This window comes from Sediminimonas sp., from assembly GCF_024637375.1.
In the GTDB taxonomy this organism is placed as follows: Bacteria; Pseudomonadota; Alphaproteobacteria; order Rhodobacterales; family Rhodobacteraceae; genus Sediminimonas.
The window spans coordinates 1-11476 of the sequence record NZ_JAGXFK010000079.1; the positions used below are offsets into that span (position 1 = coordinate 1).

At 67.6% G+C, this 11476-nt stretch carries 11 protein-coding genes; all 11 read right to left on the minus strand.

Annotated features, from left to right (window positions below):
* The coding region (locus Q0L89_RS12380) for a formate--tetrahydrofolate ligase (protein ID WP_296765572.1) at nt 1-1173 on the minus strand (1173 nt) is incomplete at its 3' end.
* 150 nt (nt 1174-1323) lie between these two features.
* Nucleotides 1324-1905, minus strand: a complete 582-nt coding sequence (locus Q0L89_RS12385) for an MOSC domain-containing protein (protein WP_296765576.1) — start codon at nt 1903-1905, stop codon at nt 1324-1326.
* A gap of 217 nt (nt 1906-2122) precedes the next feature.
* Nucleotides 2123-4060: an ATP-dependent zinc metalloprotease FtsH gene (gene ftsH / locus Q0L89_RS12390; RefSeq protein WP_296765577.1), complete on the minus strand. Its 1938-nt coding sequence runs from the start codon at nt 4058-4060 to the stop codon at nt 2123-2125.
* 90 nt (nt 4061-4150) lie between these two features.
* Nucleotides 4151-5455 (minus strand): tRNA lysidine(34) synthetase TilS, encoded by a 1305-nt coding sequence (gene tilS / locus Q0L89_RS12395; protein ID WP_296765580.1) that lies wholly within the window; start codon nt 5453-5455, stop codon nt 4151-4153.
* Nucleotides 5446-6285, minus strand: coding sequence for a tol-pal system protein YbgF (ybgF, locus tag Q0L89_RS12400; protein WP_296765582.1), 840 nt, complete (start codon nt 6283-6285; stop codon nt 5446-5448). Before ybgF ends, tilS begins: the two co-directional genes overlap by 10 nt.
* A gap of 36 nt (nt 6286-6321) precedes the next feature.
* Nucleotides 6322-6828 (minus strand): peptidoglycan-associated lipoprotein Pal, encoded by a 507-nt coding sequence (gene pal / locus Q0L89_RS12405; RefSeq protein WP_296765584.1) that lies wholly within the window; start codon nt 6826-6828, stop codon nt 6322-6324.
* Between the two features lie 113 nt (nt 6829-6941).
* Nucleotides 6942-8264 carry a Tol-Pal system beta propeller repeat protein TolB gene (gene tolB, locus Q0L89_RS12410; RefSeq protein ID WP_296765586.1) on the minus strand — a complete coding sequence of 441 codons (1323 nt, stop codon included), beginning with the start codon at nt 8262-8264 and terminating at the stop codon, nt 6942-6944.
* Nucleotides 8261-9379, minus strand: a complete 1119-nt coding sequence (locus tag Q0L89_RS12415; RefSeq protein ID WP_296765589.1) for an energy transducer TonB — start codon at nt 9377-9379, stop codon at nt 8261-8263. Before Q0L89_RS12415 ends, tolB begins: the two co-directional genes overlap by 4 nt.
* A gap of 6 nt (nt 9380-9385) precedes the next feature.
* Complete coding sequence (locus tag Q0L89_RS12420; RefSeq protein WP_296765592.1) at nt 9386-9862, minus strand: ExbD/TolR family protein; 477 nt, start codon at nt 9860-9862, stop codon at nt 9386-9388.
* A gap of 3 nt (nt 9863-9865) precedes the next feature.
* Nucleotides 9866-10561 carry a protein TolQ gene (tolQ, locus tag Q0L89_RS12425; RefSeq protein ID WP_296765594.1) on the minus strand — a complete coding sequence of 232 codons (696 nt, stop codon included), beginning with the start codon at nt 10559-10561 and terminating at the stop codon, nt 9866-9868.
* Nucleotides 10562-10842: 281 nt separating this feature from the next.
* Entirely contained in the window at nt 10843-11229 is a 387-nt protein-coding gene (gene ybgC / locus Q0L89_RS12430; RefSeq protein ID WP_296765596.1) for a tol-pal system-associated acyl-CoA thioesterase, read from the minus strand.
* Nucleotides 11230-11476: the final 247 nt, after the last annotated feature.

Genomic DNA, 11476 nt, shown 5'->3' on the forward strand with positions numbered 1-11476 from the left:
CACCTCGGCATCGGTATCGGTGACGAAATGGTTGATCGCCACCACCACCGGCACGCCGAATGACTTGAGGTTGCCGATATGCCGGCCGAGGTTGTCGCAGCCGTCCTTGACCGCTTGCACATTCTCGGACCCCAGGTCGGCCTTGGCCACGCCGCCATTCATCTTCATCGCGCGCACCGTGGCCACCAGCACCACGCAATCGGGCGCCAGGCCGGCTTTGCGGCACTTGATGTTCATGAACTTCTCGGCGCCCAGGTCAGCGCCGAACCCGGCTTCGGTGACCACGTAGTCGGCCAGCTTCAGCGCCGTGGTGGTCGCCGTGACCGAGTTGCACCCGTGGGCGATGTTGGCGAACGGCCCACCATGCACGAAGGCGGGGTTGTTTTCCAGCGTCTGCACCAGGTTAGGTTGCATCGCGTCCTTCAGCAGCACCGTCATGGCACCGCTCGCGCCGATCTCGCGGCAGGTGATCGCGGTCTTGTCGCGGCGATAGGCCACGATGATGTTGCCCAGCCGGTGCTGCAAATCCTCAAGATTGCGCGCCAGGCACAGGATCGCCATGACCTCGGAGGCGACGGTGATATCGAACCCGGTCTGGCGCGGAAAGCCGTTGGCGACGCCGCCCAGGCTGGTGACGATATCGCGCAGTGCGCGGTCGTTCATGTCCAGCACCCGGCGCCAGGTCACACGGCGCTCGTCGATGCCCAGGTCGTTGCCCCAGTAGATATGGTTGTCGATCATCGCGCTCAGCAGGTTGTGAGCGCTGGTGATGGCGTGGAAATCGCCGGTGAAGTGAAGGTTCATGTCCTCCATCGGAACGACCTGCGCATAGCCGCCGCCGGCGGCGCCGCCCTTCATCCCGAAGCAGGGGCCGAGGCTGGCCTCGCGGATGCAGATCGCGGCCTTCTTACCAATGCGGTTGAGCCCGTCACCCAGGCCCACCGTGGTGGTGGTCTTGCCCTCGCCCGCGGGCGTGGGGTTGATCGCGGTGACAAGGATCAGCTTGCCGGTCTTGTTGCCCTGGATCGAATCGATGAACTCCTGGCTCACCTTGCCCTTGTCATGGCCGTAGGGCAGCAGATGGTCCGCGGAAATGCCCAGCTTTTCGCCGATCTGCTGGATCGGCTTCTTGTGGGCGGCGCGGGCGATTTCGATGTCGGATTTGTGGCTCATGAATAACTTCCCTGTATAGGCCGCAGTGGCCGTGTCCTGCCCCGCCTATACAGATCGCGGCACCCTGCGTGGGTCGCAAAATCGACATTTCCGGACCTGCTTGCGGCGGGAGGCCGCAAGGATGATTCAGAGCGTCATTATTCCGGTCGCTCAGCGCGGTGCCCAGGCCCTCTGGTCGGGCACGAAAAGCTGCATCTCATCGCCCACTGCCAGCTGCCCTTCGCGCTCCACCCAGGCGGTCACACCGCGTCGCCCCCTGGCTGCCGCCTTGAAGGCGCGCCCGGCGCCCGGTGCTTCGGCCTCGATCACCGGGCCGGGCAAGTTGCATGGGCGGTTTTGCATATCCACAGTCACCGTCACGCCCCCCCGCCCCTGAAGGCGCGAGGACGGCGGCACATGGCTGAAATCGGGGATACCTGCGATCACCATCGAGGCCCCCGCCCAGGCCGGATCGAACCGTTCCACGCCCATTTCGGCAGCGATGGCGCGCAGCTCCTCGGCCGAGAGAATGCTCAACTGGCGCACATTGCGGATCTCGGTGTCGCGCGGATAGAGATCTCGCACCCGGCTGCACGAAGGGCGCGTCAACCCGCCATGCGCCTCGCCCGGCACCCCGGCATAGCTTAGATCGACAACCTCCAGTGCCTCGGCGCGCAGGCTCGCGTCGCGGTCGGGCACGCGCCCCAGCCACACCACCCTGATGGTGAACTCGGTCAGTCTTAGCGCCGGCATGACGTCTCCTCTGTGCTCATGTCCAGCGCGCAGCCTTGCCGGCTGCGCCGCCCCCGTCAACACGGCATTGCCGGCACCGACCCGCGTTGGTCCTCTCTCAGAAAATGTCCCGGGGTGAATTGGCCGCAGGCCAAGAGGCACAGCGCCCCTGCCGCACGCACGCCACGAATGCCACCGGCCCCGCGATCGCGGGGCCGGGGCACTCCATCAGGCGCGCTCAGCTCGAGGGTTCGGGTTCCATCCCGCCACCGTCTTCGGGTTTGCCACCCGTCTTCCCCTTGCCCTTGGGCTTGGTCTTGGGCACCGCGGTGACCGAGGGCGCGCTGCCGCTCTTGTCGCCGCCGCCATCGTCGGTGCCGGCATGCGGTGGCTCGCCGCGGATGACACGCTCGATCTCGTCGCCGGTCAGCGTTTCGTACTCCAGCAGCCCCTCGGCAAGGCGAATCCAATCGTCCTTGCGTTCGGTCAGGATTCTGTGCGCGTGGTCATAGGCCTCCTGGATGAAGCGGCGCACCTCTTCCTCGATCAGCTCCTTGGTATGCGCCGACACCGAGAACCCGGCGGTATTGCCCGAATAGCCCTCGTGCGCTTCAGCATAGTCGATATTGCCGACCTTGTCGGACATGCCCCAGCGCATGATCATCGCGCGTGCCAGGCCGCTGGCCTGCTGGATGTCGCCGGCAGGACCGTTGCTGACCTCGTCCTCGCCGTATTTCAGGATCTCGGCAGCCTTGCCCGCCATGGTCATCGCCAGCTTCTGCTCGCATTCCGACTTGTGCCAGTTCAACCTGTCGATCTCGGGCAGGCTGACGACCATGCCCAGGGCACCGCCGCGCGGGATGATCGTGGCCTTGTAGACCGGGTCGCACTTGGGCAGGCTCAACCCGACGATGGCGTGGCCGGCCTCGTGATAGGCGGTCTTTTCCTTCTGTTCGGGCGTCAACACCATCGAACGGCGCTCGGCCCCCATCATGACCTTGTCCTTGGCGTTCTCGAAATCCTCCATGGTCACGAAACGCCGGCCAACGCGCGCGGCCATCAGCGCCGCCTCGTTCACCAGGTTGGCAAGGTCGGCGCCCGAGAACCCGGGCGTGCCGCGCGCGATCACGCGCAGGTCCACGTCGGGGCCCAGCGGGGTCTTGCGGGCATGAACGCCCAGGATCTTCTCGCGGCCCTTGATGTCGGGGTTGTTGACCGTGACCTCGCGGTCGAAACGACCGGGGCGCAGCAACGCCGGGTCAAGCACGTCCTTGCGGTTGGTCGCGGCGATGATGATCACGCCCTCGTTGGCCTCGAACCCGTCCATTTCGACCAGCAACTGGTTGAGCGTCTGCTCGCGCTCGTCGTTGCCACCGCCGATGCCCACGCCGCGGGCACGGCCGACGGCGTCGATCTCATCGATGAACACGATGCACGGCGCGTTCTTCTTGGCGTCGGTGAACATGTCACGCACGCGGCTGGCGCCCACGCCAACGAACATCTCGACGAAGTCCGAGCCCGAAATGGTGAAAAAGGGCACGCCCGCCTCGCCGGCGATAGCGCGCGCCAGCAGCGTCTTGCCGGTACCCGGCGGCCCGACCAGCAGCGCCCCCTTGGGAATCTGCCCGCCCAGGCGCGAAAATTTCTGCGGGTTGCGCAGGAATTCCACGATCTCTTCCAGTTCTTCCTTGGCCTCGTCGATCCCGGCAACGTCGTCGAAGGTCACGTTACCCGACTTCTCGGTCAGCATCTTGGCCTTGGACTTGCCGAATCCCATGGCGCCGCCGCGGCCCCCGCCCTGCATGCGGTTCATGAAATATATCCACACCCCGATCAGCAGCAGGAACGGCAGCAGCGAGAGAATGAAGGTCTGGAACCCCGACTGCTCCTGCGGTTCGGCCTTTATGGGAACGCCGTTGTCGATCAGCTTCTGCGTCAGTTCCGCATCCTGCGGCTTGATGGCGATGTAGTCCTTGCCATCAGTGCCGCGGTAACGCACGTTTTCACCATCCAGCGTGACGCGGCTGACCTCTTCGTTCTCGACCGCCTGGATGAACTCGGAATAGCTCACCGACTGGCTTTGCATCGTGCCGCCCGACCCGCTGAACAGGTTGAACAGGGCCAGCACCAGCAGGAACAGGACGACCCAGAATGCGATGTTTCGCGCGTTGCCCAAGGAAACTCTCCTCAAAATCCGATTGAGGCGGACCTAGCATGCCGCCCGCCACATTAAAATAGACATCGAAACGCCATCTTCAATGTGCAATCACTCCACGGTCAGATGCGCGGCAAGGGCCCGCGCATCCAGAACCGGCTCCGCGTGCCAGCCGCGCGCTGCCGCCTCGCCCGCCAACGGCGCCGCCAGCAGTTCATCGCCGTGCCACAGCGCCGGCGAAGCCAGCAGCGTCTCGCGCGTCAGGCCGGTCTGGCGCCAGTCCGGGCACTGCGCCAGCCCCGCCGCGCCGAGTGCGGCGACATGTACGCCCGCGGTCGCCGCACTCGGCGCGGCACCGCCCGGCGGCGACCGAAGCCGCCAGCGCCGATCCCATACTGCCCCGGGCGCGGCGCGCAACCCTGCCACCGCCGCCGGTTCGCGCCCGATATGCACGCCGTCGCCCGATGCGGTGATCAGGCAACCGGCCAGCGTCATGCGGGGCCGCGCCGTGATCGCGGCGCGCAGGCGGGCGATCGCGGCGCGGCGGGGGGCCTGCCGCGCACCGCCGACCATCCGCAGCGCGTGAATCAGCAGCCGCCGAGCGATCTCGTCGGGCAGGGCCGCGAGCCCGTCGCGCGCCAGCGTGACCTCGCCGGCGGCGACTTCGGCCAGATCGCGCGCCGCACGCGCCGTCGCGGCATCGAGCGCCGCGCGCGCCTCGGCCATCTGGCCCGCCACTCGCGCCAGCGCCGCAGCATCCACACCCAGCGGCGCCAGCACATCCAGCGCGCGGCGCGCCTTGATCCTGTCAAAGCGCGTATCGGCGTTGCCCGGATCGTCAAACCAGTCGGCGCCGCGGGCCTCCAGCCAACGACGAAGTGCCATACGCCGCAGCCCCAGCATTGGGCGCACGAGGGTCACAGCGCCGAACCGGCGCCGCACGGGCATCGCCGCCAGTCCGTCGACGCCAGCGCCGCGCGCCAGCGCCATGAGCACCGTTTCCGCCTGATCGTCGGCAGTATGCCCCAAAGCCACCTGCGCGATATCGCGCTCCCGCGCCCAGTCGGAAATCAGCCGGTACCGCGCCTGCCGTGCCGCCGCCTGCAGGTTGCCGGTCCGGTCCCTGTCGCGCCATTCCAGCGTGTCATGTGCCACCCCCAGCCGGGCGGCCAGCGCCGCCACCGCGCGCGCCTCGTCGGCGGCTTCGGGGCGCAAGCCATGATCCACCGTCACCGCATGCAGATCGACGCCCGCGCCGGGCGCCCAGTCGGCCAGAATCCTGAGCAGCGCGGCAGAATCGCCGCCACCGGATACCGCTACACCCAGCCGTGCGGGCGGATCGGGGCGGAAATGCGCGATCACCGCTTGCGCGACCGGGTCGCTGGCGCCCGGATCGCCGCCGCCGGTCACTGGCACTCCAGCTGCGCCCTTTCGGTTTGCGCGCGCGTCACGACCTCGCCTGCCTCGGGAAAGCGCGCGCCGACCTCGGCCAGGGTCACGCAGGCCTCATCGACCTTGCCAAGCCGCCCCAGCGACCGACCCAGCCGGAAGAGCGCCTCGGGCGCCTGCTCACCAGAGGGCGCGACGCCGAACGCCTCCAGATAGGCACGGGCGGCGCCGGTGCTATCCTCTTGCGCTTCCAGCGCTGCGCCGCGGCCCAGGTGGGCGCCCGCCGCCAGCGGGCTGTTGGGATAGTCGTCGAGAAAGGCGCCGAACAATTCCGCCGCGCGGGCGTGGTCGCCCGCCTCCAGTGCCGTGGCGGCGGCGTCGAAATCGGCCTGTTCGCCCACCGCCAGTTCGGGCGCCGCGTCATCCGCTGGCGCGGCGTCGGAAGGCAGCGCGCTCCCGCCGGGTGCCTCACCGCCACCCAGGCTGGGCACCTCGCCCAGCGACGCGATGTCGCAATCGGGTTCCAGTTCGCAGAGCCGAAATTGCAGGTCGCCGATCTGCGTCGTGCCATCGCGCACCACCCGCTCAATTCGGTGCTCCAGCCGCTCGGTTCGCGCGGTCAACTGCTCCAGGGCGGCCTCGATGGCGTTGACCCGCTCAAGCGTGCTTTCCCCCTGCCCGGCATCGATCGACGGCGCACCGGTCGTCGACATCTCGCGCTTGAGGCGCTGAATCTCAACATTGAGCACCGTCAGCTCCTGCCGGATATCGGCCAGCGTGCCGGCTTGCTGCTGCGCCGACGCCGGCAGTGCGCAGGCAAGGGCCAGCATCACCCCCGCCCCCAAGGCCCGCCGCATCGCCACGCCTTTTGTCACCACGCTGATCATGCCGCCTCAGCCCGACAGCCCGGCCGAGATCACGGTCACCGCGCGGCGGTTCTTGGCGTAGCAACTTTCGTCACTACAGATCTCGATGGGGCGTTCCTTTCCGTAGCTGACCACTTCCAGACGCGAGCCGGCAACGCCACGCGACACGAGGTATTCGTGCACCGCGTTGGCCCGACGGGCGCCCAGCGCAAGGTTGTATTCGCGCGTCCCCTGCTCGTCTGCGTGACCCTCGATGATGGCTGCGTATTCGGGGTTGTCCTGCAACCAGCGTGCCTGGCCATCCAGCACGGCTTTCGCCTCTTCCGAAAGGCGCGATTGATCGACCGTGAAAAGCACCCTGTCGCCTACCGCCTGCTGGAAATAGGCCGGTGAGGCGGGGTTGCTGGCGTCGCCTGCGCCAGCGCCAGCGCCGCCCAGAACCACGGCATCCTTGTCGTCGAAACGGTTCGCGTTGGTGCAGGCGCCAAGCGCCACCGCCGCGACCAGCAAAATCGCCCTGCTCGTGTATCTCATGTCAATATCCCGCTTTACCTGTTTTCCCGTTGCCCCGCGGCACCCGTTATCGCCACGCTTGCCCAAGCCATATCATAGCCACCGCGCCAATGGAATCTCCCATGCCGCGGGCTTTAGCGCAGCAACGGCGACCAGGACGGATCGCTGGCACCGGTTTCGGTGCGCATCCTCTTGAGGTTTCGCCCCGTGATATCCACCGAATAGAGGCTGGCCTGCCCATCCGCGCCCTGGGATTCGCGGGTGAACATGATCACCCGCCCATTGGGCGACCATGTCGGCCCCTCGTCGAGGAAAGACGCGGTCAGAAGCCGCTCTTCGCTGCCGTCCAGGCGCATCACCCCGATATGGAAACGCCCCTTCGATTGCTTGGTAAAGGCGATAAGGTCGCCGCGCGGCGACCAGACGGGCGTGCCGTAACGCCCCTGGCCAAAGCTGATGCGCTCGGGCGAGCCGCCGTCCAACGACATGATATAGAGCTGCTGGCTGCCGCTACGGTCGCTCTCGAAGACGATGCGCGTGCCATCGGGGCTGAAACTGGGGGCGGTGTCGATGCTGGGCGAGCGGGTCAGCCGGCGCGTCGTGCCGCTGTCGATGTCGAGCGTGTAGATGTCGGTCGTGCCGCCGCGGGTCATCGAATAGACCACCGTACGCCCGTCAGGGCCGAAACGGGGTGCGAAACTCATGCTGCCGGGCTGCTCTTCGAGCGCGCGCAAATCGAGGCTCGCCACATCCATGAGATAGATGCGCGGAAAGCCGCTGCTATAGCTGGTAAACAGGATCTTCTCGCCATCAGGCGAAAAGCGCGGCGCCAGCACGATGTCGTCGCCACCGGTCAGGTAGCGCACGTTGGCGCCGTCGTAATCCATCACCGCAAGCCGCTTGCGGCGCGCGTTCTTGGGGCCGGTTTCGGCCACAAAGGCGACGCGGCTGTCGAAATAGGGGCCCTCGCCGGTGATCCGGGTGTAGACGGCATCGGCCACCTTGTGGGCCATGCGCCGCCAGCCTTCGGGCGCGCTGGCAAAGCGCAGCCCTTCGCCCAGCTCCTGCCCGGCGAATACGTCATAGAGGCGGAACTTGACCACAAGACGACCGTCCTGCCCGATCTCGACCGCGCCCGACACCAGCGCCTGCGCATTGATCGCCTTCCAGTCGGCGAACTGCACCGGGCTGGAAAAGCTGGTGATCGGGCTGATGAACGCCTCGCGCGGGATCTCGCGGAACAGCCCCGTGCCGCTGAGGTCGTCGGCGACCACCCGCGCGATGCGGCTGGCGTATTCGCGCGCGGCGCCGTCTCCGACCACGAAATCCGGCACTGCAACGGGCATCGGCTCGATCACGCCCTCGGTGATCTCGATCCGGAGCGGCCCGTCCTGGGCCGCGACGGGTGCCGCCAACAGCCCCAACACCGCAAGGAGGGTCAGTATCATGCGCATCATTTAATCCTCATTTTCTCCGGATTGAATGTCATTTCAATGTCGCGCCAACGCTCGTATTTGTCCTCGGGCAGGTCGTAGCCGCTGCTGCCACAAACTATGATGGCGCGGCGCGCCGCCTCAAACGCCCGATTCACTGCCTCGCCGCTGCCGCCCTCGGACCCGATCAGCCGGACCGACCCCACGTCGGGCCGCCCGTCGCGACCCATCGAAACACCCACTACCACAGTGGTGGCAAGCGCCGCCGATGACAAGGAGCCGACGTTCCAGCAGTTCTGCACCGCCACGCGCAGCGCGTCGCGTTCACCCTGGCTGAGCGGCGGGCCGGCGGGTGCATCGGAGGGCTGGGCGGCAGACGGCGCGGGTTCGTCGGCGCCGCCAAGCGCCTCTTCCAACGCGGCGCGGATCGGGTCGGCTTCGTCGGCTGCGTCGTCCTGCGGCGCCTCGGCCACCGCCTGGGGTGCCGCCGGTCGCGCGCGCGGCCGAAGCGAGGTCCGCGGCGCCGCCGCGGAGGCTTCCTCGGCCTCGGTCACGATTTCGGTCGCGGCGGCCTCGGGGGCGGTAGCCTCCTGGGGCTCGGCGGGGGTGTCGGCGCCCTCGTCGGGGGTGCGCTCCTCCTGCCGCACCTCGTCGACGCGCGCATCGGGCTCGGGCGGGGCGACGGGTTGCGGCGCGACGCGCGGCGCCGGGCGTGGCGTGGGCCGGTCCGATGTATCGGGCGCCAGCGTGGCGCTCTCGGGTGGTGCGGCGGGCCGCTGCGGCGAGGAATCGTCGGCCTCGGCCGGCGCCGGGCGCTGCAAGCCGCTTACGTCCGGGGCCCGGTCGGGCGTGCCGGGCTGCGCCGCCTCGGGGTCGTCGCGCGCCGGGGGCGCGTCGGCATCCGCAGTGGGCCGCTCGGGGGGCGTGTCGGTGTCTTCGGGCGGCGATGGCGCTGCTGGTTGCGGCGCCGCCTGCGGCACGGGCTCGGGCGTGGTCAGGGCAGCGTATTCCTCGGACGAGATCACCGCCACCTCGCTGACCTCGAACGGCTCGGGAGTGGGGGCGAACCCGCCGCCCCATAGCAGCCAACCGATCAGGCCCAGATGGCCCGCGCCCGAGATATAGTGCCCCGCATGCATGGCGGCTCAGCCACCGTCCGGGCTGTCGAGCTCCGGCCCGCCGGTGTCAGTAACCAGCCCGATGTTGGTGAACCCGCCGCGGTTGAGCGCGCCCATCACCTCCATCACCTGTGCGTAGGGCACCGCCCCGTCGGCGCGCAGGTAGACCCGGTCGCTGCTGCGCTCGGCGGCAATGGCCCGCAGCCGGCCCAGTAGCCGGTCGCGCGGCACCGGGGTTTTCTGGATCAGTACCTCGCCTTCGGCGGTCATGGTCAGGGTCAGCGGCTCTTCGGGCTCGCCGGGCAGCGCGTCGGCCGCCGTTTTCGGCAGTTCCACGGGCACGCCCACCGTCATCAGCGGCGCCGCGACCATGAAGATGATCAGCAGCACCAGCATCACGTCCACGAAGGGCGTGACGTTGATTTCGGCCATCGGGCGCGCCCGGCCCCGGCGCTGCCGGCGCCCCCGCGCATTCTGGTCGCGCTGAATTCCGCCCGCGCCCATGGCTCAGCCGTCCAGTTGGCGGCTGAGAATGGTCGCGAACTCGTCGGCGAACCCTTCGTAGCCGGCGACGATGCGGTCGGCATCGGTGCTAAGCTTGTTGTAGAAGATCACCGCCGGGATCGCCGCCAGCAGGCCCAGCCCGGTGGCCAGCAGCGCCTCGGCGATCCCCGGCGCAACCACGGCAAGGTTGGTGTTTTGCTGCTCCGCGATGCCGATAAAGGCATGCATGATGCCCCAGACGGTGCCGAACAGCCCGATGAACGGCGCGGTGGCCCCGACCGAAGCCAGCACCGGCAAACCGCCTTGCAATCCTTCGGTCTCCTTGGCGATGGCCACGTCCATCGACCGCTCGATCCGCGACTGCGCCCCGGGAATGAGCGCCCCGTCGCCGCGGTGCGAGCGGCGCCACTCGATCATCCCGGCGGCAAATATCCGCTCGGATCGCCCGGCCGGGTCGACGCCGATCTTCTCGAACAGCTCGTCCAGCGGCTCGCCCGACCAGAACGCGCGGTCGAAGACATCCGCCTCGGCCCGCGCGCGACGGTATTCGATGAGCTTTTTCACGATCACCGACCACGACCAGAACGAGGCCAGGATCAGGATGATCATCACCAGTTTGACAGTCAGCGTGGCGCGCGCGAAGAGCGCCCACAGCGAGAAATCCATCTCCTGCGCCAGCGCAAGTGTTTCAGCTTCCATATGCCTGCTCTCTTATCGGGCCTTGTCAGCGGCCATTTGCGCGCAAACTAGCCGATATCCAAGCCGAAATCCAACATATCCGGGTCGATTCCCGCAGTTTAGGCCTGATCGACCGGTTTGCAGGCGGATATTTGCCGCCGCGCGCATCCGGCACCGGGTGCCGGGTGTGCCCTGGCGCTTGCCAACCTATTCGTCACTGGGGCGGCACAGAGGCCGCTTGTTGAGCTTCGCCCCCGGAAAGCGCGATGCGACCTCACGTTTCCATCAGCAGGGCAGCCCGCTCAGTGCAGGCCACGGCGCAGGGTGGCCGGCAGCCGCGTGGGCTGACCCGCATCGGTGATTGCCACCACCGTTACCATCGCCTGAAACAGCAGGTCAGAGCCGCGCCAGACCTTCTGGTCCATCACCATCCGCGCCGCGGTGGTCTGCGCCACCTCGGTTTCGACGATCAGTTCATCGTCCAGCCGCGCGGGGGCAAGGTAATCCGCCTCGACGCGGCGCACTGCAAAAACGACACCTTCATCCTTCATCTGCTTCTGATCGACACCCATGCCGCGCACCCAGTCGCTGCGCGCCCGTTCGATATAGCGCAGGTAGTTGGCGTAATAGACAATTCCCGCCATGTCGGTATCTTCGTAGTAGACGCGAATGGGTAAGCGATGTGTCATGTGCGGCCTCTCCGGCATGCCCGTGACCGCAGCGTAACGCCCGAGCGACCGGGCGCAACCGGTTTCGCGCGCCGCCAGCAAGGATGCCGCCCGGCGAGTACGACCCACTAGTGTTTGCCACCTGACATAAGATACCCCATAAAAGCAGGTATCGGACACTTGTTTGGCATCCTTGAGCGAGACGGTCAGATGGTGGGTTCGAGCGCTTTACGCCGGATCAGGCCGGCGCGGTATTGGCGGCGAGTGG